19 protein-coding genes are annotated in these 21,413 nt (G+C 61.0%); 10 read left to right on the plus strand and 9 right to left on the minus strand.

The features are described 5' to 3' along the window. Position 1 precedes the first annotated feature (1 nt). From BK665_RS22900 to gloB, 6 genes are all read right to left on the minus strand, one after another. Positions 2-1,021, minus strand: coding sequence for an ABC transporter permease (locus BK665_RS22900; RefSeq protein WP_123408884.1), 1,020 nt, complete (start codon positions 1,019-1,021; stop codon positions 2-4). Between the two features lies 1 nt (position 1,022). Next, entirely contained in the window at positions 1,023-2,096 is a 1,074-nt protein-coding gene (locus BK665_RS22905) for a microcin C ABC transporter permease YejB (protein ID WP_123408885.1), read from the minus strand. A 4-nt stretch (positions 2,097-2,100) separates the two neighbouring features. Then, positions 2,101-3,942, minus strand: coding sequence for an extracellular solute-binding protein (locus BK665_RS22910; RefSeq protein WP_123408886.1), 1,842 nt, complete (start codon positions 3,940-3,942; stop codon positions 2,101-2,103). Next, positions 3,939-5,771 (minus strand): extracellular solute-binding protein, encoded by a 1,833-nt coding sequence (locus BK665_RS22915; protein WP_123408887.1) that lies wholly within the window; start codon positions 5,769-5,771, stop codon positions 3,939-3,941. The genes BK665_RS22910 and BK665_RS22915 overlap by 4 nt, the downstream gene beginning before the upstream one ends. A gap of 416 nt (positions 5,772-6,187) precedes the next feature. Then, entirely contained in the window at positions 6,188-7,648 is a 1,461-nt protein-coding gene (locus tag BK665_RS22930) for a transglycosylase SLT domain-containing protein (RefSeq protein ID WP_123408889.1), read from the minus strand. A gap of 99 nt (positions 7,649-7,747) precedes the next feature. Next, the gene (gene gloB, locus BK665_RS22935; RefSeq protein ID WP_123409010.1) at positions 7,748-8,515 is read right to left on the minus strand and encodes a hydroxyacylglutathione hydrolase; all 768 of its coding nucleotides are present in this window, start codon (positions 8,513-8,515) and stop codon (positions 7,748-7,750) included. Between the two features lie 65 nt (positions 8,516-8,580). On the opposite strand from gloB, the gene BK665_RS22940 reads away from it, so the two are divergent. The 5 genes from BK665_RS22940 (at position 8,581) to BK665_RS22965 (ending at position 14,081) form a co-directional block, all read left to right on the plus strand. Then, positions 8,581-9,339 (plus strand): methyltransferase domain-containing protein, encoded by a 759-nt coding sequence (locus BK665_RS22940; protein ID WP_123408890.1) that lies wholly within the window; start codon positions 8,581-8,583, stop codon positions 9,337-9,339. 92 nt (positions 9,340-9,431) lie between these two features. Next, positions 9,432-9,884 carry a ribonuclease HI gene (gene rnhA, locus BK665_RS22945; RefSeq protein ID WP_123408891.1) on the plus strand — a complete coding sequence of 151 codons (453 nt, stop codon included), beginning with the start codon at positions 9,432-9,434 and terminating at the stop codon, positions 9,882-9,884. A gap of 251 nt (positions 9,885-10,135) precedes the next feature. Further along, the gene (gene dnaQ, locus BK665_RS22955) at positions 10,136-10,894 is read left to right on the plus strand and encodes a DNA polymerase III subunit epsilon (protein WP_123408893.1); all 759 of its coding nucleotides are present in this window, start codon (positions 10,136-10,138) and stop codon (positions 10,892-10,894) included. A gap of 302 nt (positions 10,895-11,196) precedes the next feature. Then, on the plus strand, positions 11,197-13,452 hold the full coding sequence (locus tag BK665_RS22960) for a lysine-specific pyridoxal 5'-phosphate-dependent carboxylase LdcA (RefSeq protein WP_123408894.1): 2,256 nt from the start codon (positions 11,197-11,199) through the stop codon (positions 13,450-13,452). Between the two features lie 14 nt (positions 13,453-13,466). Then, positions 13,467-14,081: a GNAT family N-acetyltransferase gene (locus BK665_RS22965; RefSeq protein WP_123408895.1), complete on the plus strand. Its 615-nt coding sequence runs from the start codon at positions 13,467-13,469 to the stop codon at positions 14,079-14,081. On the opposite strand, the gene BK665_RS22970 is transcribed toward BK665_RS22965, so the two are convergent. Both BK665_RS22970 and BK665_RS22975 read right to left on the minus strand, forming a co-directional pair. Further along, entirely contained in the window at positions 14,047-14,940 is an 894-nt protein-coding gene (locus BK665_RS22970; protein WP_123408896.1) for a LysR substrate-binding domain-containing protein, read from the minus strand. The two genes, BK665_RS22965 and BK665_RS22970, sit on opposite strands and share 35 nt — an antisense overlap. Positions 14,941-15,028: 88 nt before the next feature. Continuing rightward, the gene (locus tag BK665_RS22975; protein WP_123408897.1) at positions 15,029-15,289 is read right to left on the minus strand and encodes a hypothetical protein; all 261 of its coding nucleotides are present in this window, start codon (positions 15,287-15,289) and stop codon (positions 15,029-15,031) included. Positions 15,290-15,465: 176 nt separating this feature from the next. Between BK665_RS22975 and BK665_RS22980 the strand changes: the two genes are divergently transcribed. After that, the gene (locus tag BK665_RS22980; RefSeq protein WP_123408898.1) at positions 15,466-16,026 is read left to right on the plus strand and encodes an NADPH-dependent FMN reductase; all 561 of its coding nucleotides are present in this window, start codon (positions 15,466-15,468) and stop codon (positions 16,024-16,026) included. A gap of 210 nt (positions 16,027-16,236) precedes the next feature. Continuing rightward, positions 16,237-17,520 carry an arsenic transporter gene (locus BK665_RS22985; RefSeq protein ID WP_123408899.1) on the plus strand — a complete coding sequence of 428 codons (1,284 nt, stop codon included), beginning with the start codon at positions 16,237-16,239 and terminating at the stop codon, positions 17,518-17,520. Positions 17,521-17,625: 105 nt separating this feature from the next. Here BK665_RS22985 and BK665_RS22990 read toward each other — a convergent pair whose 3' ends face one another. Continuing rightward, positions 17,626-18,576: a DUF1853 family protein gene (locus BK665_RS22990; protein ID WP_123408900.1), complete on the minus strand. Its 951-nt coding sequence runs from the start codon at positions 18,574-18,576 to the stop codon at positions 17,626-17,628. 97 nt (positions 18,577-18,673) lie between these two features. Between BK665_RS22990 and BK665_RS22995 the strand changes: the two genes are divergently transcribed. From BK665_RS22995 to BK665_RS23005, 3 genes are read left to right on the plus strand one after another with little or no spacing between them, the layout of a single operon-like run. Next, positions 18,674-19,564 carry an NAD(+) kinase gene (locus tag BK665_RS22995; protein ID WP_010459816.1) on the plus strand — a complete coding sequence of 297 codons (891 nt, stop codon included), beginning with the start codon at positions 18,674-18,676 and terminating at the stop codon, positions 19,562-19,564. Beyond that, positions 19,561-20,535 carry a metallophosphoesterase gene (locus BK665_RS23000; RefSeq protein WP_375538948.1) on the plus strand — a complete coding sequence of 325 codons (975 nt, stop codon included), beginning with the start codon at positions 19,561-19,563 and terminating at the stop codon, positions 20,533-20,535. The genes BK665_RS22995 and BK665_RS23000 overlap by 4 nt, the downstream gene beginning before the upstream one ends. After that, on the plus strand, positions 20,532-21,401 hold the full coding sequence (locus BK665_RS23005) for a rhomboid family intramembrane serine protease (RefSeq protein ID WP_123408902.1): 870 nt from the start codon (positions 20,532-20,534) through the stop codon (positions 21,399-21,401). The genes BK665_RS23000 and BK665_RS23005 overlap by 4 nt, the downstream gene beginning before the upstream one ends. Positions 21,402-21,413 lie beyond the last annotated feature (12 nt).

A 21,413-nucleotide genomic window follows, 5' to 3' on the forward strand; every position in this document is an offset into this window, starting at 1 on the left:
TTCACTTCCTCGGGTCGAAGGCATCGCGAGCGGACTCGCCGATAAACACCAGCAAACTCAACATCAACGCCAGCACGGCAAACGCGCTCATGCCCAGCCACGGCGCTTGCAGGTTGGATTTGCCCTGGGCCACCAGTTCACCCAGGGACGGACTGCCCGCCGGCAAACCGAAACCCAGGAAGTCGAGGGCCGTCAGGGTGCCGATGGCGCCGGTGAGGATGAACGGCATAAAGGTCATGGTCGAGACCATGGCGTTGGGCAAAATGTGGCGGAACATGATCGCGCCATTCTGCATCCCCAGCGCCCGGGCCGCGCGCACGTATTCAAGGTTGCGGCCGCGCAGGAACTCGGCGCGCACCACGTCCACCAGGCTCATCCACGAAAACAGCAGCATGATCCCCAGCAGCCACCAGAAGTTCGGCTGCACAAAACTGGCCAGAATGATCAGCAGGTACAACACCGGCAACCCGGACCAGATTTCGAGGAAACGCTGCCCGGCCAGATCGACCCAGCCACCATAGAAACCCTGCAAGGCCCCGGCAATCACACCGATGATCGAGCTGAGAATGGTCAGCGTCAGGGCAAACAACACCGAAATCCGGAAACCGTAGATCACCCGGGCCAGCACGTCGCGGCCCTGGTCGTCGGTGCCCAGCAGGTTGTCCGCCGAGGGCGGGGCCGGGGCCGGGACTTTCAGGTCGTAGTTGATGCTCTGGTAGCTGTAGGGGATCGGCGCCCACACAATCCACGCGTCCTTGGCCTTGAGCAGTTCGCGGATGTACGGGCTCTTGTAGTTGGCTTCCAGCGGGAATTCGCCGCCGAAAGTGGTTTCCGGGTAGCGCTTGAGCGCCGGGAAATACCAGCCGTTGTCGTAATGCACCACCAGTGGTTTGTCGTTGGCGATCAGCTCGGCGCCGAGGCTCAGGCCGAACAACACCAGAAACAGCCACAGCGACCACCAGCCACGCTTGTTGGCCTTGAACAGTTCGAATCGTCGGCGATTGAGGGGGGACAGGCTCATCTCAATGCTCCCGGTGTTCGAAGTCGATGCGCGGATCGACCAGGGTGTAGGTGAGGTCGCCGATCAGTTTCACCACCAGCCCCAATAACGTGAAGATAAACAGCGTGCCGAACACCACCGGGTAATCGCGGTTGATCGCCGCCTCGAAACTCATCAGGCCCAGGCCATCGAGGGAGAAAATCACTTCCACCAGCAACGAGCCGGTAAAGAAGATCCCGATAAACGCCGACGGGAACCCGGCAATCACCAGCAGCATCGCGTTACGGAACACATGGCCGTACAGCACTTTGTGATTGGTCAGCCCTTTGGCTTTGGCGGTGACTACGTACTGCTTGTTGATTTCATCGAGGAAGCTGTTTTTGGTCAGCAGGGTCATGGTCGCAAAGTTACCGATCACCAGCGCGGTCACCGGTAAGGCCAGGTGCCAGAAATAATCGAGAACCTTGCCGCCCATGCTCAGCTCGGAGAAATTGTTCGAGGTCAGGCCCCTTAACGGAAACCAGTCGAAATAACTGCCGCCGGCAAACAGCACGATCAGCAAAATGGCGAACAGGAACGCCGGGATCGCGTAGCCGACGATGATCAGCGAACTGGTCCAGACGTCGAAGTGGCTGCCGTGGCGCGTGGCCTTGGCGATCCCCAGCGGGATCGACACCAGGTACATGATCAGCGTGCTCCACAGCCCGAGGGAGATCGACACCGGCATCTTTTCCTTGATCAGGTCGATGACCTTGGCGTCACGGAAGAAGCTGTCGCCGAAATCCAGGGTCGCGTAGTTCTTGACCATGATCCACAAACGTTCCGGCGCCGATTTGTCGAAGCCGTACATGTGCTCGATTTCCTTGACCAGCGCCGGGTCCAGGCCCTGGGCGCCGCGATAAGCCGAACCTGCCACCGAGACCTCAGCACCGCCACCGGCGATGCGGCTGGTGGCGCCTTCGAAGCCTTCGAGCTTGGCGATCATCTGTTCCACCGGGCCACCGGGGGCAGCCTGGATGATCACGAAGTTGATCAGCAAAATGCCGAACAAGGTCGGGATGATCAGCAGCAGTCGCCGAAAAATATACGCCAGCATCTGATTACTCCGTGCCCGCAGGGTCGGCTTGCAGTTTGGTTTCGACTTCTACCGCCGGTTTCGCGTCAGGCTTGACCCACCAGGTGGCAATGCCGACGTCGTACTTGGGTGAAATTTTTGGATGGCCGATGTGATTCCAGTAGGCCACGCGCCAGGTCTTGATGTGCCAGTTGGGGATCACGTAATAGCCCCATTGCAGCACGCGGTCCAGCGCACGGGCGTGAGCTACCAGGCTTTTGCGCGAATCGGCGTTGATCAGGCCCTCGACCAATTGGTCCACCACCGGGTCTTTCAAGCCCATGGAATTGCGGCTGCCGGGTTTGTCGGCGGCGGCGGACATCCAGAATTCGCGCTGTTCGTTGCCCGGCGAGTTGGACTGCGGGAAGCTGCCGACGATCATGTCGAAGTCCCGGGAACGCACGCGGTTGATGTACTGCGAGACGTCGACCCGGCGGATCACCAGGTCGATACCAAGGTCGCTGAGGTTGCGCTTGAACGGCAGCAGCACCCGTTCGAACTCGGTTTGGGCCAGCAGGAACTCGATGGTCACCGGTTTGCCGGTGGCGTCGACCATTTTGTCGTCGACGATCTTCCAGCCGGCCTCTTGCAGCAGTTGATAGGCCTGGCGTTGCTGGGTGCGGATCATGCCGCTGGCGTCGGTGGTCGGGTTCTGGAACGCCTCGCTGAACACCTGGGCCGGGAGCTGGCTGCGGAACGGGTCGAGGATCGCCAGTTGATCGGCGTCCGGCAGGCCGGTGGCGGCCATTTCCGAGTTTTCGAAATAACTGCGGGTACGGGCGTAGGCGCCGTTGAACAGTTGCTTGTTGGTCCATTCGAAATCCAGCAGCAACGTCAGAGCCTGGCGCACGCGGATGTCCTGGAACACCGGGCGGCGCAGGTTGAAGACGAAGCCCTGCATGCCGGTCGGGTTGCCGTTGGGAATCTGTTCCTTGATCAGCCGCCCTTCGGTCACCGCCGGAATGTTGTAGGCGTTGGCCCAGTTTTTCGCGGTCATTTCCAGCCAGTAATCGAACTGCCCGGCCTTGAGCGCTTCCAGGGCCACGGTGTTGTCGCGGTAATAGTCGGTGGTCATCACGTCGAAGTTGTAGAAACCCCGATTCACCGGCAGGTCCTTGCCCCAGTAATCCTTGACCCGCTCATAGCGCACCGAGCGCCCGGCCTTCACTTCGCTGACTTTGTAAGGCCCGCTGCCCAGCGGTATTTCCAGGTTGCCCTTGTTGAAATCGCGGGTGGCCCACCAGTGTTTCGGCAGCACCGGCAACTGGCCGAGGATCAGCGGCAGCTCGCGGTTGTTGCTGTGCTTGAATTTGAACAGCACCGTCAACGGGTCTTCAGCGACTACGTCCTCGACATCGCTGTAGTAACCGCGATACATCGGCGCGCCGTCCTTGGTCAGCATCTGGAAGCTGAACACCACGTCTTCGGCGCGCACCGGGTGGCCGTCGTGGAAACGTGCTTCGGGGCGAAGGTAGAAACGCACCCAGCTGTTGTCCGGGGCTTTTTCGATTTTGCCGGCGATCAGGCCGTATTCGGTGAACGGCTCGTCCAGGCCCTGTTTGGCCAGGGTGTCGTAAATCATGCCGACGTCATCGGCCGGCACACCTTTGCTGATAAACGGGTTGAGGCTGTCGAAGCCACCGAAACCGGCCTGGCGAAAGATCCCGCCCTTGGGCGCGTCCGGGTTGACGTAATCGAAGTGCTTGAAGTCGGCCGGGTATTTCGGCGGCTCGTTGTAGAGGGTCAAGGCATGTTGCGGGGCGGCGCAGGCCAGCCCGGCGAACAACAGACCGCTGGCCTGCAAGAGCAGGGCGCGTACGGGTTTCATTGATCTTTCTCCGAAGACTTCATCCACCATGCACTCAAACCCAAGGTGTAGGGCGGCGTGGTGACGAAGGCCAACCGGTTGCGGTAGGCCAGGCGATGATAATTGAGATACCAGTTGGGAATGATGTAGTGCTGCCACAGCAATACCCGGTCGAGGGCCTTGCCGGCGGCGACTTGTTCGTCGCGGGTCTGGGCGGCGAGCAATTGGTCGAGCAAGTGATCGACCACCGGGTTGGCGATGCCGGCGTAGTTCTTGCTGCCCTTGACCCCGACCTGACTGGAATGGAAGTACTGCCATTGCTCCAGGCCCGGGCTGAGGGTCTGGTTCAGGGTCATGAGGATCATGTCGAAGTCGAACTGATCCAGGCGTTGTTTGTACTGGGCGCGATCCACCGTGCGCAGCCGCGCGTCGATGCCGATGCTGTTGAGGTTCTCGACGTAGGGCTGGAGGATGCGTTCCAGGTTCGGGTTGACCAGCAGGATTTCAAACCTGAGCGGCTGGCCCTTGGCGTTTTCCACCCGTTGGCCGTTGAGCTTCCAGCCGGCCTCGCCCAGCAGGCCCAGGGCCTTGCGCAAGGTTTCCCGGGGGATGCCGCGGCCGTCGGTCTGCGGGAGACTGAAGGGCTCGGTGAAGAGCTTGGCGGGCAACTGTTCGCGGTAGGGCTTGAGCATCAGCCATTCGTGGCCGACCGGCAGCCCGGTAGCGGCGAATTCGCTGTTGGGGTAGAAACTCATGGCGCGTTTGTAGGCGCCGCTGAACAGGGTGCGGTTGGTCCACTCGAAATCGAACATCAGCCCCAGAGCTTCGCGGACCTTGACCTCGCTGAAGGTCGGGCGCCGGGTGTTCATGAACAGGCCCTGGCTCTGGGTCGGAATCTGGTGCGGGATCTGCGCCTTGATCACATCGCCGCGGCGCACCGCCGGGAAGTTGTAGCCGTTGTCCCAGTTCTTGGCCTGGTGCTCGATGTAGATGTCGAACTCGCCGGCCTTGAACGCTTCGAAGGCCACGTCGCTGTCGCGGTAGAACTCGACTTCCATGCGGTCGAAGTTGTACTTGCCGCGATTGACCGCCAAGTCCTTGCCCCAGTAATCCTTGACCCGCTCAAACACAATCTGCCGCCCTGGCTGCACCGAGGTGATGCGATACGGCCCGCTGCCCAGCGGCGGCTCGAACGTGGTGGCCTTGAAGTCGCGACCTTTCCAGTAGTGCTGGGGCAGCACCGGCAACTCGCCCAGGCGCAGTATCTGCAACGGATTGCCGGCGCGCTTGAACACGAAACGGATGCGTTGCGGGTTGAGAATGTCGACCCGCAGTACTTCCTGGAGCGCGGTGCGGTACTGCGGATGGCCTTCCTTGAGCAGCAAACGGTAGGAAAACGCCACGTCGTAGGCGGTGATTGGTGTGCCGTCGTGGAACCGCGCTTCCGGGCGCAGGTTGAACACCACCCAACTGCGGTCCTCGCTGTATTCCACCGTTTGGGCGATCAGGCCATAGCTGGAGGTCGGCTCGTCGCCGGACGGCGCGTATTGGCCGGTGCCGACCATCAACGGTTCGTTGAGCTCGTTGATGCCGTATTGAAGGAAATTCGCCGTGGTCACCGGGCTGGTGCCCTTGAAGGTGTACGGATTGAGCGTATCGAAGGTGCCAAACGCCATCACCCGCAACGTACCGCCCTTGGGCGCTTGCGGGTTGACCCAGTCGAAGTGGGTAAATCTGGCCGGGTACTTGAGCGTGCCGAACTGCGCATAACCATGGCTTTCGCTGATCGTCGCGCTTGCGGGGGAGCTCAAGGCCAGGCTGATCAGGAGAAGGAGGAAGGTACGCTTCAAGTCAGGGATCCGATCCAGGCGGCTTGGGCTTTGTGGGCCGTACAGTAACAGCTTGTATCGACAGGAAAAAGACAGGGGGTTAATGCGCTGTTAATTGCTGGCACGCCAGCCCTGCGCGCCTCTTTCCCTGTGGGAGCGGGCTTGCTCGCGAAGAGGCCGGCACAGTAACCATTGATATCGACTGACCCACCGCTTTCGCGAGCAAGCCCGCTCCCACAGTTGACCGGATCGTATACAAGATTTCCGCCCGACAAAGCCCCCTTGTGGGAGCGGGCTTGCTCGCGAAGACGGCGCAACATTCACCTTTGATGTTGCCTGACACACCGGTTTCGCGAGCAAGCCCGCTCCCACAGGGGATCTGGTTCAGACCTCAAATTTCGGGCAAAAAAAAGCCCCTGAATTTCAGGGGCTCTTTTTTAGCGTGGCGAAGACACTGTCAGCATCTGCCCAGGCTTCAGCGCTTGGCCAACCCGTGGGTTCCAGCGCTTGAGGTGTTGCATTTCAACGTTGAAACGCTTGGCCACCATGTACAGCGAGTCGCCTTGCTGGACCTTGTACTGAGTTTGCTGCGTTTTGCTGGTTGCCTTGCCGCTGGACTTGCTGTTCGACGCCACGACGGTGTTGACGCGTCCGCCACTGCGCTTGGCAGGTGTTTTGTCCTGCATGACCAGGGTCTGGCCGACCTTGAGGTTCTTGCCGGTCATCTTGTTCCAGCGCTGCAGATCCTTGACGTCGACCTTGTTGGCCTTGGCGATGGCGGCGAGGTTGTCGCCACGTTTCACCCGGTAGGCGCGCTTGAGTCTGGCGATTTCGTTGTCGTCGGCGCCTTCGAACACAGGCTTGAGCTGACGCGTACTGATCAGCTCCTCTGGGCGCATGGTCGACAGGCTGGCGGTCAGCAGTTGCGCCTTGGACGTCGGCACCAGCAAATGCTGGGGGCCGTCGATGGTGGTGCGCTGCTTGAAGGCCGGGTTGAGCTGGAACAGTTCGTCTTCGTCGATGTTGGCCACCGCGGCAACCTTGGACAGGTCCATGCGCTGGTTGATTTCGACGACCTGGAAGTACGGTTCGTTGGCGATCGGGTTGAGGTTCACGCCGTAGGCTTCCGGCGCCAGCACCACCTGCGACAGGGCCAGCAACTTCGGCACGTAGGCCTGGGTTTCGGCCGGCAGCGGCAGGTTCCAATAGTCGGTCGGCAGGCCGAGCTTCTCGTTACGCTCGATGGCGCGACTGACCGTGCCTTCGCCAGCGTTATAAGCCGCGAGGGCCAGCAACCAGTCACCGTTGAACATGTCGTGCAGGCGGGTCAGGTAGTCCATGGCCGCGGTGGTCGAGGCGGTGATATCGCGACGGCCATCGTAGAAACGGGTCTGGCGCAGGTTGTAGTAACGCCCGGTGGAAGGGATGAATTGCCAGAGACCCACAGCGTCGGCCCGGGAATAGGCCATCGGGTTGTAGGCGCTTTCAATCACTGGCAGCAGCGCCAGTTCCAGCGGCATGTTGCGTTCTTCAAGGCGTTCGATGATGTAGTGGATGTACAGGCTGCCGCGTTCGCCGGCGTTTTCGAGGAAGGACGGGTTGCTGGCGAACCACAGTCGTTGCTGCTCGATACGCGGGTTGACGCCCAGGCCATCCTGCAACTGGAAGCCCTGGCGCATGCGCTCCCAGACGTCTTGCGGTACTTGCGGTGTCGGTTTTTCGCTGAGCCAGATGGGTTTTTGCTTGGCTCGCGCGGCGATATTCGGAGTGTGTGTCGCTTCGGTTTGCGGCACATGGCTGGAACAGCCCGCCAATGTGGCGGACACAGCCACCGCGATGGCTTGAGCCAAGCGGGTCAATGCGTCTGAATTGATGGCTTTACGAATAGGTGACGACATTGGCTGGAAGTGAGTTCCGGGCAAAAATGTCGGGCGATTCTAGAAAGCGTACCCCCTGCGGTCAACCATTCAGAATTTTTGTACCAATAGGTAGCCTGCTTAGAACTTATCTTTCCAAGCCCGCAAGGCAGCAAAAACCGCACTCGGACCCAGGTTTCGGGTTCCATTCCGTTCGTCCACTTTTTCTTTAACGGATGTTTCATGGACACGCAAAAAAGGGTTGGTGAGCTTTTCAAGCGCCAAGGTAGAGGGCAGCGTCATGATTGCGGCTGCGCGTTGCGCGGTGACTTTTTCCAGACGTTCGGCGGTGTCCGGGTTGTTCGGTTCCACCGCAATGGCGAATTTCAGGTTGCTCAGGGTGTACTCGTGGGTGCAATAGACCAACGTATCCTCGGGCAACGAGGCCAGGCGCGTCAGCGAGGTGTGCATTTGCTCCGGCGTGCCTTCGAACAACCGGCCGCAACCGGCGGCGAACAGGGTGTCGCCGCAGAACAGCAGGCCATGGTGATAGAAAGCGATATGCCCCAGTGTGTGCCCGGGCACGGCGTACACCTCGAACTCCCAGCCCAGCACGTTGATGCGGTCGTTGTCCTTGAGCGCCACGTCCCGGGCCGGAATGTTTTCGCTGGCCGGGCCGTAGACTTTGGCGTCCGTGGCGTTTTTCAGCTGCTCGACGCCGCCGACATGGTCATGATGATGGTGAGTGATCAGAATATCGCTGAGCACCCAGCCCGGATGGGCCGCCAGCCAGGCCTGGACCGGCGCGGCGTCGCCCGGATCGACCACGGCGCAACGTTGGGTGCGGTGGTCCTGTAACAACCAGATGTAGTTGTCGGTGAAGGCGGGCAGGGCACTGATCTGTATCATCGTCGGATTCGCCAAGCGGAAAACAATGGCGCATCTTAGAACTTCCTGGCGCTTTGGAGAATGCAATGACCGATAAAGCGTTCGCTCAGGCCGATCCTGAGTGGCTGACATTGATCAGCGCTGCCCGTGAATGGCTGGCCGGCCCCATCGGGCAATTTCTGCTGGACGAAGAACGGCGCATGCTCGAAGACGAGTTGGGCCGGTTCTTTGGCGGCTATCTGGTGCATTATGGGCCGTCGGCTGAAACCCCGCCGTCGGCGCCGCAAGTGCAACGCAACGTGCGACTCGGCGCGCCGCTGCCTGGGGTCGAGATCGTCTGCGAAGAACAGGCCTGGCCCTTGAGCGAGCACGCCGCTGACGTGGTGGTGTTGCAGCATGGTCTGGATTTCTGCCTGTCGCCCCACGGTTTGCTGCGCGAAGCGGCGAGCAGCGTGCGGCCCGGCGGCCATTTGCTGATCATCGGCATCAATCCCTGGAGCACCTGGGGCCTGCGCCATGTGTTCGCCCATGACGCCATGCGCAAGGCCCGCTGCATTTCGCCGTCCCGGGTCGGCGACTGGCTGAACCTGCTGGGCTTCGCGCTGGAGAAACGCCGCTTCGGGTGCTATCGTCCGCCGCTTGCGTCGCCCAAATGGCAGGCCCGTCTGGCAGGCTGGGAGCGCAAGGCCGGTGACTGGCAACTGTCGGGCGGCGGCTTCTATTTATTAGTGGCGCGCAAGATTGCAGTCGGGCTGCGACCCGTGCGTCAGGCCCGGCGCGAGCCCATGGGCAAGCTGATTCCGTTGCCGATGGCCAAGGTCAATCGTCGCCATATCGAGCCGTAAACACTCTTTATTTTCCCGGCCGGATCACCCCCGGCCTCGGGCATCGTCGATCCTGTATCGGCGAGCCACCGCATTTTTCTGGATAGATTGGCATGAGCGATAGCGTAGAACTGTTCACTGATGGCGCCTGCAAAGGCAACCCCGGCCCCGGCGGCTGGGGCGCACTGCTGGTGTGCAAGGGCGTCGAGAAGGAGCTGTGGGGTGGCGAAGCCAACACCACCAACAACCGCATGGAACTGATGGGCGCGATCAAAGGCCTGGAAGAACTCAAGCGCTCCTGCGATGTGTTGCTGGTGACCGACTCCCAGTACGTGATGAAGGGCATCAACGAGTGGATGGCCAACTGGAAAAAACGCGGCTGGAAAACCGCGGCGAAAGAGCCGGTCAAAAATGCAGACCTGTGGAAACTGCTGGATGAGCAGGTCAACCGCCACAACGTCACCTGGAAATGGGTGCGCGGGCACATTGGTCACCATGGCAACGAACGGGCTGACCAGTTGGCTAACCGTGGCGTCGATGAAGTGCGCGGGTACAAGCAGGATTGATCGGCGGCGCTGCCTTCGCGAGCAAGCCCGCTCCCACATTTGAAATGCATTCCCCTGTGGGAGCGGGCTTGCTCGCGAAGAACGATGATGCGGTGGGCCTGAAAGACCGCGTCGTCTGTTTCGCGAGCAAGCTTTGCTCCTACGGACCGCGTCGCCTGTTTCGCGAGCAAGCTTTGTTCCTACAGTCGGACGCGGCGAGCATGTTAAGATCGCCGCTTTTGCACGATTGACCCGTTGAGAGCTGAGCACTGATGGCCACCAGATCCGTTGTACTCGATACCGAAACCACCGGCATGCCGGTGACCGACGGCCACCGGATTATCGAAATCGGTTGTGTCGAGTTGATTGGTCGGCGCCTCACGGGCCGGCATTTTCACGTTTACCTGCAACCGGACCGCGAGAGTGATGAGGGCGCCATTGGTGTCCACGGCATCACCAACGAATTCCTGGTGGGCAAGCCGCGTTTCGCCGAAGTAGCTGATGAGTTCTTCGAGTTCATCAAGGGTGCGCAACTGATCATCCATAACGCGGCGTTCGACGTTGGCTTCATCAACAACGAATTTGCGCTGATGGGCCAGCACGATCGCGCTGACATCACGCAGCACTGCTCGATCCTCGACACCCTGATGATGGCCCGGGAACGCCACCCGGGGCAGCGCAACAGCCTCGACGCCTTGTGCAAACGTTATGGCGTCGATAACTCCGGCCGTGAACTCCACGGCGCCTTGCTCGACTCCGAGATCCTTGCCGACGTTTACCTGACCATGACCGGCGGCCAGACCAGCCTGTCCCTGGCGGGCAATGCGTCTGACGGCAACGGTTCGGGCGAGGGCGCGGACAACTCCGCCACCGAAATCCGTCGCTTGCCGGCCGATCGCAAGCCGACCCGGATCATCCGCGCCAGTGAAGATGACCTGGCACAACACATCGCACGCCTGGAGGCGGTGGCCAAATCCGCCGGGGCGCCGTCGTTGTGGCAGCAGTTGGTCGAAGCAAAAGCACAAGCCTGAGGCTTGCGAGACCTTTGTGGCGAGGGAGCTTGCTCCCGCTCGGCTGCGCAGCAGTCGTAAACCTTGCGAGTGCGGTATATCTGGAACAATGCAGGGGGCCGCTTCGCGCCCCAGCGGGAGCAAGCTCCCTCGCCACAGGTCATCACCAAGCCACAACTCATCATTCAGGCTGAGATTGCTGGCCACATGATGGTGCGCCCACTGACCCGCTTCAGGGTATCCGCACTCGCCACATCCGCCGCAACCCTCTACCCTGAGGTAATTGGCAGGCCACGGTCTGCCGCCTCAGGACACTGAGCCCCATGTATAAAGATTTGAAATTCCCGGTCTTGATCGTTCACCGCGACATCAAGGCAGACACGGTTGCCGGCGACCGCGTGCGTGGCATCGCCCGGGAGCTGGAGCAGGAAGGTTTCAGCATTCTCAGTGCGGTGGATTACTCCGAAGGGCGCCTGGTCGCCTCGACCCATCACGGCCTCTCGTGCATGTTGATCGCCGCTGAAGACGCCAACACCAACGCTCATTTGTTACACAATATGGCTGAATTGATCGGTTTGGCCCGAGTGCGCGCACCGGACTTGCCGATTTTCGCCCTGGGCGAGCAGGTGACCCTGGAAAACGCTCCGGCCGACGCCATGGCCGAGCTCAATCAGTTACGCGGCATTCTCTATCTGTTCGAAGACACCGTGCCGTTCCTCGCCCGCCAGGTTGCACGGGCGGCGCGCAAGTATCTGGATGGTCTGCTACCGCCGTTTTTCAAGGCGCTGGTGCAACACACCGCCGATTCCAACTATTCCTGGCACACCCCCGGCCATGGCGGTGGCGTGGCCTATCACAAGAGTCCGGTGGGGCAGGCGTTCCACCAGTTCTTCGGGGAAAACACCCTGCGTTCGGATTTGTCGGTGTCGGTCCCCGAGCTTGGCTCGCTGCTCGACCACACCGGCCCCCTGGCCGAAGCCGAGGCCCGGGCGGCGCGCAATTTCGGCGCCGATCACACCTTTTTCGTGATCAATGGCACCTCCACGGCGAACAAGATCGTCTGGCATTCGATGGTTGCCCGGGATGACCTGGTGCTGGTGGATCGCAACTGCCACAAGTCGGTGCTGCATTCGATCATCATGACCGGCGCCATCCCGCTCTACCTGTGCCCGGAGCGCAATGAACTCGGGATCATCGGCCCGATCCCGCTGAGCGAATTCAGCCGCGAATCGATCCAGGCCAAGATCGACGCCAGCCCGTTGACCAAGGGCCGAGCGCCGAAGGTCAAGTTGGCGGTGGTGACCAACTCGACTTATGACGGCCTTTGCTACAACGCCGAGCTGATCAAGCAGCAGCTCGGCAACAGCGTCGAGGTCTTGCACTTCGACGAGGCCTGGTACGCCTACGCGGCGTTTCACGAGTTCTTCGCCGGGCGTTATGGCATGGGCACCTCCCGCAGCGACGACAGCCCGCTGGTGTTCACCACGCATTCCACGCACAAACTGCTGGCGGCGTTCAGCCAGGCTTCGATGATCCATGTGCAGGACGGCGGGGCGCGACAACTGGATCGCGACCGCTTCAACGAAGCGTTCATGATGCACATCTCCACCTCGCCGCAATACAGCATCATCGCCTCGCTGGACGTGGCGTCGGCCATGATGGAAGGCCCGGCGGGACGTTCGCTGTTGCAAGAGATGTTCGACGAAGCCCTGAGTTTTCGCCGGGCCCTGGCCAATCTGCGCCAGCACATCGCGGCGGATGACTGGTGGTTCTCCATCTGGCAACCGCCGTCGGTGGAAGGCATCACTCAGGTCATTACCGAAGACTGGCTGCTGCAACCGGATGCCGATTGGCACGGCTTTGGCGGCGTGACCAATGACTACGTGCTGCTCGACCCGATCAAGGTCACGCTGGTGATGCCGGGCTTGACCGCCGGTGGCGCGCTCAGCGAACGCGGGATTCCAGCGGCAGTGGTCAGCAAATTCCTCTGGGAGCGAGGGTTGGTGGTCGAGAAGACCGGGCTGTATTCGTTCCTGGTGCTGTTCTCCATGGGCATCACCAAGGGCAAGTGGAGCACGCTGCTCACCGAATTGCTGGAGTTCAAGCGCAGCTACGACGCCAACGTCAGCCTGAATGCCTGCCTGCCGTGTGTCGCCCAGGAGAACCCTGCGCGTTATCAGGGCATGGGCCTGCGGGATCTGTGCGACCAACTGCACGCCTGCTACCGCAGCAACGCCACGGCCAAGCACCTCAAGCGCATGTACACCGTGCTGCCGGAAATCGCCATGAAACCCGCCGACGCCTATGATTATCTGGTGCGCGGTGAGGTGGAGGCGGTGTCGATCGATGCCCTGGATGGGCGAATCGCCGCCGTGATGCTGGTGCCGTACCCGCCAGGAATTCCGTTGATCATGCCCGGTGAACGCTTCACCGAGTCGACCCGTTCGATCAATGATTACCTGGCATTCGCCCGTACCTTCGACAGCAGCTTCCCGGGATTTGTCGCCGATGTGCACGGATTGCAACACGAAGACGAGGGCAATGGGCGGCACTACACCGTCGATTGCATCAAGGAATGAGGACCTTTCCCAGCATGCAACCGGTCATGAATCCGAAATACCCAGGGCTGTCGGTGCGGGTTGCCGACGATGGTTTTGCGGCCTACATCTGGGGCAGCGATTTCAGTTTTGAAGTCGCCGCCTACGGTGCCGCGCAAATTGGCAAGCCGGTGGCGCAGTGGCCGGTGACGCCGATCACCCCGTATCGAAAGTGCTACGGCATCGATCCGGAAGAATTCAGCAGTTTCCGCGATGCCGCCGACAGCGCGATTTTCATGGCGTACCTGGATGACGAACCGGTGGGTCATCTGGTGATCAGCACCAACTGGAACGGCTTCGCGCATATCGACGAACTGGCGGTGCATGCCCCGGCCCGGCGGCATGGCGTGGCCAAGTCGTTGCTGGATGTGGCGCAGTTCTGGAGCCGCAAGAAAAAACTGCCGGGCATCATGCTCGAAACCCAGAACAACAACCTCGGCGCCTGCCGGCTCTATGAACGCTGTGGCTATGTGATTGGTGGGATCGATCACCTGCGCTATCGCGGCATCGACCCGAACACGGCTGAAGTGGCGTTGTTCTGGTATCGATTGTTCGATAATCCGCTGGAAAGCCCGGTCAGTTCGCCAGCATCGCCACGGCTTGTTCCGTGATGATCGCCAACAAGGCCTGAACGGCGGGCGAGGGCTCGGCGTTCTTCAGGGTCAGGGCGTAGAGGCTGATCGGCACCGCCGGGGCCAATGGGCAGGCATCCAGTCCGGAGGACTTGGCGCCGAGGGCGGTGAACGGGTCGACGATGGCCAGGCCTTCGCCGGCCTCGACCATGCTGCGCATCATCTGATGAGTCTGCACCCGGGTCTGGATCACCAGGGTCGGGCGCAGCGCTTGCAGCTTGATTTCCAGCGCCGGGCTCAGCGGGTCGTGCCCATCGAGGCCAACCATCGCCTGGCCCGCCAGGTCCTGCACCGACACATATTTCTGCTTGGGTTGCAGCCAGCCGTGGGGCGCCAGCAACTGCAGTTTGCCCTGGGCAATCACCTGGCAATCGATATCGGCGTGATCGGGGTCGTGCAGGCTCAGGCCCAGATCGCTTTCGCGCAGCAACAGGCTGCGGACGATCTCGCGGGTGGGTTGGCTGAGGAGGGTGCACGGCGCATCGGGGAAACGTCGGCGCAGGGCCGCGATGCTGTGGGGCAATAATTGTTGGGCCAGCGGCGGGGTGCCGATGACGCGCAGGGGCGGCGCGAGGTATTGCTTGAGGCTGTTGGCCAGGCGCTGCACCGGCTCAAGGGCTTCATAGACGTGGGCGATTTCGACCTGTAACTCCCGCGCCTCGCGCGTGGCCTGCAAGCGACCGCGCACGCTGGAAAACAGCATGAAGCCCAACTGACCCTCGGCGTCGCGCAAAATCCCTTCGACCTCGGCCACCGGCAATTGCAGCCATTCGGCCGCAGTGCCCAGGTGACCGGTCTGCAACAGTGCCTGGATCACTTCGATATGACGTAAACGCATGCGTGAAGTCCATGTTCAGCAGGTGAGGGAGTCAGTGGCTGAATCCTAACTCAAGTGCGCGCATATGACTTCTGCTCATAACACAAGGTTATGAGGCGACGGTGGTTTCCGGCAGGCTACCGATGTAAGTGTCCGGTTCGCGAGTGAGGGTGATATCCGACTGGATCAACTGGAACCGATTGTCGTCGAGCTTCTTCATGCGATCGCCAATGGCCAGTTTGTAGGTGGTGACAGGCTCCGTGCCTTCGACACCGTCTGCCGACGGGTTGGATTCCTGGAACTCATGCACGGAATAAACGCGGCCTTCCGCGTCTCTTGCATGGAACTGACCGACGAGTACTGCTGCCATCTGCTTAGAACCTCTGGAGATAAATCACTCAATTTGCGGCTCAGTAGACCGTGGTTGGGCGAGGTAAGTTTTCCTACAGGAAAAAAATAGTCAGAGGCGGCGATTTTCGCTCGCCCGCTGAATGAATCGTCATCTATAACTACAGGCTCTTCCCATCGATAGTCGAGCATTCTTCCATGAGCAACGTCTACACGATCGCCGTCATAGTCGGCAGCTTGAGAAAAGAATCGATCAATCGCAAGGTCGCGCTGGCCCTGGCGGATCTGGCGCCGGCCAATCTGAAATTGAACATCGTCGAAATTGGCGACTTGCCGCTCTACAACGAAGACATCGATGGCGCTTCACCGCCGGCAGCCTACAGCACTTTCCGGCAACAAGTGAGCTCATCCGACGCAGTGCTGTTTGTCACCCCGGAATACAACCGCTCGGTGCCGGCGCCGCTGAAGAACGCAATTGACGTCGGTTCGCGGCCTTATGGCAAGAGTGCCTGGAGCGGAAAACCAGGGGGCGTGATCAGCGTTTCACCGGGGGCGGTTGGCGGTTTTGGGGCCAATCATCACCTGCGCCAGTCCATGGTGTTTCTCAACGTGCCGTGCATGCAGCAGCCGGAAGCGTATCTGGGCGGGGCGGGGACGGCGTTTGACGAGGCGGGCAAATTGTCGGAATCCGTGAAGCCGTTCTTGCAGAGTTTCATCAATGCTTACGGGCAGTGGGTCGAACAACACAAAAAAGTCTGACAAATGACCTGTAGGAGCGAAGCTTGCTCGCGAAAGCGGTGTGTCAGTCAGCAGTGATGTTGACTGGGACGACGCTTTCGCGAGCAAGCTTCGCTCCTACAGGGATTTAGGTGTGCTGGATTTTTGTGTCCCTTCACGGAATTATCACCCCGGCGATTTACTCTGTTGCACGTCCCCCCATCCCGATTGTCTGTTCAAGGCTGCTTTCGCATGCTCATCGCTTCATGGATTTTCCTGCTGACCATTACCCTGGTGATCTGGCAACCCAAAGGCCTCGGCGTCGGCTGGAGCGCGGTGTTTGGCGCAGTATTGGCGCTGATCTTCGGCGTCGTGCACCTGAGCGATATCCCGCTGGTGTGGCAGATCATCTGGAACGCCACCGGCACGTTTGTCGCGCTGATCATCATCAGCCTGTTGCTGGACGAGGCCGGGTTTTTTGCCTGGGCGGCGCTGCACGTGGCGCGCTGGGGCAAGGGCAGTGGACGCAAGTTGTTTGCCTTTATGGTGCTGCTCGGCGCGTTGGTGTCGGCGTTGTTTGCCAATGACGGCGCTGCGCTGATCCTCACGCCAATTGTGATTTCGATGTTGCTGGCCCTGCGTTTTTCACCCGCCGCGACCCTGGCCTTCGTGATGGGCGCCGGGTTCATCGCCGACACCGCGAGCCTGCCGCTGGTGGTGTCGAACCTGGTGAACATCGTCTCGGCTGATTTCTTCCATATCAGCTTCAACCGCTATGCGGCGGTGATGATTCCCGTCAACTTTGTCAGCGTTGCCGCCACGTTGGGCATGTTGATGTGGTTCTTCCGCAAGGACATTCCCAAGGCCTACGACCCCGAACAACTGGAAGACCCGGCCACCGCAATCCACGACAAAGCCACGTTTTATGCCGGTTGGGTGGTGTTGGTGATCTTGCTGGTCGGCTGTTTTGCCCTGGAACCGCTGGGAATTCCGATCAGCGCGATTTCCGCGGTGTGCGCGGCGTTACTACTGGGTATCGCGGCTCGCGGGCACAAAATTTCCACGCGCAAGGTGATGAAAGAAGCGCCGTGGCAGATCGTGATTTTCTCCCTGGGCATGTACCTGGTGGTCTACGGCCTGCGCAACGCCGGGCTCACCGACTACCTGGCCGGTTGGCTGAACGGCTTTGCCGGTTACGGCGTGTGGGGCGCGGCCATGGGCACCGGGGTGCTGACGGCGCTGTTGTCGTCGATCATGAACAATTTGCCGACGGTGCTGATCGGTTTGCTGTCGATCGATGCGAGCCAGGCCACGGGTGTGATCAAGGAAGCGATGATCTACGCCAACGTCATCGGCAGCGACCTGGGGCCGAAAATCACCCCGATTGGCAGTCTGGCGACGTTGTTGTGGCTGCACGTGCTGGAGCGCAAGAACATCAAGATTGGCTGGGGGTATTACTTCAAGGTCGGGATTGTGCTGACGGTGCCGGTGTTGCTGGTGACGTTGGCGGCGTTGGCTTTGCGGTTGTCTCTTTAAATCGGGTTGGCCCCATTCGCGAGCAAGCCCGCTCCCACAGGGGAATGCATTTCAAATGTGGGAGCGGGCTTGCTCGCGAAGAGGCCAGACCTGACAACACAAATCTCAGCCACTACCCGGCACATTCGGCCAAAGATCCGCCACCAGAAACAATCGTTCAGCCTCTTCCCATTCGCCATTGGCATTCTCGACCAGCCGCACCATCAACTGCGCCGGGGCCAACGGCTCCAAATCACTGATCCACGCATCCAACTGCTCCGTGCGCCAGGTCTGCTCCGCCGGATAATGCGCCGGCGCCAGCCAGGCATGGCGGGGCAGGGGCTGCCAACGCCCGAACGGCCGTTGCAGGATAAAGTCCGCCCAGTCTTTCTGATGCAACCAGCTACCGCGCAAATGCTGGGGATGGGCGCCATTCGGCGATGCGGATTGCCCCGGCCACGGATAGAGCAGATAACCACCCAGCCACAAATGCGCACTGAATTCCTGAATGTCCAACGCCGCCAGTACTTCGCGGCTCTCCGGGCGGGCGGAAATCGGCAGTTGGTGCTGGCTCAAGTGCGCCAGTTTGCGGTCCAGCCGATCATGGCAGCCGGGCCCGAGCCAGGTCGCCGTGTCGTGCCCATCGCCGTTTTGCGGGCCGAGGTAGAGCTTGATCGCCAGTTCCAGGTGATGCACGCCGTCGCGATCGCGCAGCAGCATGTCCAGCTCGCCGAGGGTGTGGCCTTCGCGACGAATCGGCAGGTTGGAGGCGATCAGCTCGATACCCGGCGCATGCCTCACCGCGTATTGCCACAGGCGTTCGTAATACAGGCCCAGGCGCCGGGTGCGCGACTGCGCCAGCCAATGCAGCAAGTCATAGCTGTCGCGATCGAGTTGCCGCAGCCAGCGCTCCAGGCCTTCGGGCGCCTGCACCCAGTCGCTGCCAGCCAAGGGATGACGCTGCGGCCACGGCGGTTCCCCGAGCATCGGCGGCGCAAGGATGACCCACGCCAGGTCGCGCACTTCCGGGTGGCGCAACTGGTGGGGCAACTGGAGCAAATCCGGGAATAAGATCATTCTGCGAGCATAGCCTCTTAAGTTGCGGCTTAAAGGATTTTGTCTATCCCGCGCTTTCGCCCATAATCGTGTTTTTTCGCTGCCCCGCAGGAGCCCCATGGAGCAATTTCGTAATATCGGCATCATCGGTCGCCTGGGCAGTTCGCAGGTGCTGGATACCGTCCGCCGACTGAAACGGTTTCTGCTCGATCGTCACCTGCACGTGATCCTCGAAGACACCATCGCCGAAGTCCTGCCGGGGCATGGCCTGCAAACCTCGTCGCGCAAGATGCTCGGCGAAGTCTGTGACATGGTGATTGTGGTCGGCGGCGACGGCAGCCTGCTCGGCGCTGCGCGGGCTCTTGCCCGGCACAATATTCCGGTGCTCGGGATCAACCGGGGCAGCCTGGGTTTCCTGACCGATATCCGCCCCGACGAGCTGGAAGTCAAAGTCGCCGAAGTGCTCGACGGCCACTACCTGGTGGAAAACCGCTTCCTGCTGCAAGCCGAAGTCCGCCGCCACGCCGAGGCCATCGGCCAGGGCGATGCGCTGAACGACGTGGTGCTGCACCCCGGCAAATCGACGCGGATGATCGAATTCGAGCTGTACATCGACGGCCAGTTCGTCTGCAGCCAGAAGGCCGACGGCCTGATCGTCGCCACGCCGACCGGTTCGACCGCGTATGCACTCTCTGCGGGTGGCCCGATCATGCATCCCAAGCTCGACGCTATTGTGATTGTGCCGATGTACCCCCATACCTTGTCAGGCCGGCCAATTGTGGTCGATGGCAACAGTGAGCTGAAAATCGTCGTGTCCAAGGATATGCAGATCTACCCGCAAGTCTCCTGTGATGGGCAGAACCATTTCACCTGCGCGCCGGGCGACACCATCACCATCAGTAAAAAAGCCCAGAAGTTGCGGCTGATTCACCCCCTCGACCACAACTACTACGAAGTGTGCCGGACCAAACTCGGCTGGGGCAGTCGGTTGGGTGGTGGAGGCGACTGATGCTCGATCCCGCGCGTAGCTACGACCTGATCGGTGACGTGCACGGTTGCGCTCTGACCCTTGAGCACTTGCTCGACCGGCTCGGTTACCACAAACACGCTGGCGTCTGGCGGCATCCGTCGCGCATGGCGGTGTTCGTCGGTGACATCATCGACCGCGGCCCGCGTATTCGCGAGGCGCTGCACATCGTCCACGACATGGTCGAGGCCGGCCAGGCCCTGTGCATCATGGGCAACCACGAATTCAACGCCCTCGGCTGGAGCACCCCGGCACCGCCCGGCAGCGGCAAGCAGTTCGTGCGCGAACACACGCCACGCCACGCCCGGCTGCTGGGGGAAACCCTAACCCAATTCGAAGACCATCCGGGCGACTGGCATGACTTCCAGCAATGGTTCTATGAACTGCCGCTGTTCGTCGATGCCGGGCGTTTCCGCGTGGTGCATGCCTGCTGGGACGCGGGCCTGATCGAGCCGTTGCGGGCGCTATTCCCGAACGGTTGCGTCGACGAGCACTTCCTCCAGGCCTCGGCCGTGCCCGGCAGTTTTGCCTGCACCGTGTTCGACCGCCTGCTGCGCGGCACCGACATGCGCCTGCCGGATGGCCAGACCATGACCAGCGGCGATGGCCTGACGCGTTCGTTCTTCCGCACCAAATTCTGGGAAGACGACCCGCAGACCTACGGAGACATTGTGTTCCAACCCGACGCCTTGCCCGAGCCGGTGGCCCGCACGCCGCTGTCATCCACCGAGAAAAACACCTTGCTGCGCTACGGTATCGACGAACCGTTGCTGTTCGTCGGCCATTACTGGCGCAGCGGCAAACCGGCGCCAATCCGGCCGAACCTGGCGTGCCTGGATTACAGCGCGGTGCTGTACGGCAAACTGGTGGCCTATCGCCTGGATCAGGAAACCCGTCTCGACCCGCATAAGTTTGTCTGGGTCGACGTCGAACGGCCGGAGGCCTTGCAATGAGTGCGGTTGCGGTATTGCGTCTGCCGTTGGCGGTGGACTTGAGTGGTTTCGTCAAATTGCTGCAACGCATGCAGGTGCCCCATCGCGTCAGCGAAGAGGCGGGCGAGCAGGTGCTGTGGGTGCCGGCCAACATCAGCGAGGACGTGCGTTCGCTGTACGAGCGTTTTCCGGCGGGTGATCCCGACCAGCAACTGGACATCCCGGTGGCACAGACCCCGCGCCGTCCCGGTTTCGTCGAACAATTGCGCTACAGCAAGGCCACCGCCGGCATTCTGTTGCTGTGCCTGATCGTCGGCGCCATCACGGTGCTCGGCGAAAACCTCAACACCATGCACTGGTTCACCTTCCTCGATTTCCGCGTGATCGGCGACTACATCGAATTCACGCCCCTGGACGAAGGTCTGGCGGCGGGGCAGTGGTGGCGTCTGGTGACGCCGATGCTGATCCACTTCGGCTTCCTGCACCTGGCCATGAACGGCATGTGGTACTGGGAACTGGGGCGGCGCATCGAGGCGCGTCAGGGCAGCATCAACCTGATTGGCCTGACGTTGCTGTTCAGCCTGGTGTCCAACTACGCCCAGTATTGGTTCAGCGGCGCGACCCTGTTTGGCGGGTTGTCCGGCGTGCTTTATGGCTTGCTCGGGCACTGCTGGATCTTCCAGTTGCTGTCGCCGAACCCGGCCTATCGCCTGCCACGGGGCGTATTGGTGATGATGCTGGTCTGGCTGGTGCTGTGCATGTCCGGGCTGATCTCGATGATCGGTTTCGGCGAAATCGCCAACGCTGCCCATGTCGGCGGGTTGCTCATCGGATGCTTCACCGGTTTGTTGGGTGGTTTGTACAACCGCCGTAAACTCGCCGTCTAAAACAGTTACTGA

This window comes from Pseudomonas frederiksbergensis (assembly GCF_003732665.1).
GTDB classification, from domain to species: Bacteria; Pseudomonadota; Gammaproteobacteria; order Pseudomonadales; family Pseudomonadaceae; genus Aquipseudomonas; species Aquipseudomonas frederiksbergensis_G.

Bases quoted from the DNA above. Each gene is read 5' to 3' on its own strand.
- BK665_RS22900 (WP_123408884.1), bottom strand. From the start codon at position 1,021: ATGAGCCTGTCCCCCCTCAATCGCCGACGATTCGAACTGTTCAAGGCC.
- BK665_RS22905 (WP_123408885.1), bottom strand. From the start codon at position 2,096: ATGCTGGCGTATATTTTTCGGCGACTGCTGCTGATCATCCCGACCTTG.
- BK665_RS22910 (WP_123408886.1), bottom strand. From the start codon at position 3,942: ATGAAACCCGTACGCGCCCTGCTCTTGCAGGCCAGCGGTCTGTTGTTC.
- BK665_RS22930 (WP_123408889.1), bottom strand. From the start codon at position 7,648: ATGTCGTCACCTATTCGTAAAGCCATCAATTCAGACGCATTGACCCGC.
- gloB (WP_123409010.1), bottom strand. From the start codon at position 8,515: ATGATACAGATCAGTGCCCTGCCCGCCTTCACCGACAACTACATCTGG.
- BK665_RS22940 (WP_123408890.1), top strand. From the start codon at position 8,581: ATGACCGATAAAGCGTTCGCTCAGGCCGATCCTGAGTGGCTGACATTG.
- rnhA (WP_123408891.1), top strand. From the start codon at position 9,432: ATGAGCGATAGCGTAGAACTGTTCACTGATGGCGCCTGCAAAGGCAAC.
- dnaQ (WP_123408893.1), top strand. From the start codon at position 10,136: ATGGCCACCAGATCCGTTGTACTCGATACCGAAACCACCGGCATGCCG.
- BK665_RS22960 (WP_123408894.1), top strand. From the start codon at position 11,197: ATGTATAAAGATTTGAAATTCCCGGTCTTGATCGTTCACCGCGACATC.
- BK665_RS22965 (WP_123408895.1), top strand. From the start codon at position 13,467: ATGCAACCGGTCATGAATCCGAAATACCCAGGGCTGTCGGTGCGGGTT.
- BK665_RS22970 (WP_123408896.1), bottom strand. From the start codon at position 14,940: ATGCGTTTACGTCATATCGAAGTGATCCAGGCACTGTTGCAGACCGGT.
- BK665_RS22975 (WP_123408897.1), bottom strand. From the start codon at position 15,289: ATGGCAGCAGTACTCGTCGGTCAGTTCCATGCAAGAGACGCGGAAGGC.
- BK665_RS22980 (WP_123408898.1), top strand. From the start codon at position 15,466: ATGAGCAACGTCTACACGATCGCCGTCATAGTCGGCAGCTTGAGAAAA.
- BK665_RS22985 (WP_123408899.1), top strand. From the start codon at position 16,237: ATGCTCATCGCTTCATGGATTTTCCTGCTGACCATTACCCTGGTGATC.
- BK665_RS22990 (WP_123408900.1), bottom strand. From the start codon at position 18,576: ATGATCTTATTCCCGGATTTGCTCCAGTTGCCCCACCAGTTGCGCCAC.
- BK665_RS22995 (WP_010459816.1), top strand. From the start codon at position 18,674: ATGGAGCAATTTCGTAATATCGGCATCATCGGTCGCCTGGGCAGTTCG.
- BK665_RS23005 (WP_123408902.1), top strand. From the start codon at position 20,532: ATGAGTGCGGTTGCGGTATTGCGTCTGCCGTTGGCGGTGGACTTGAGT.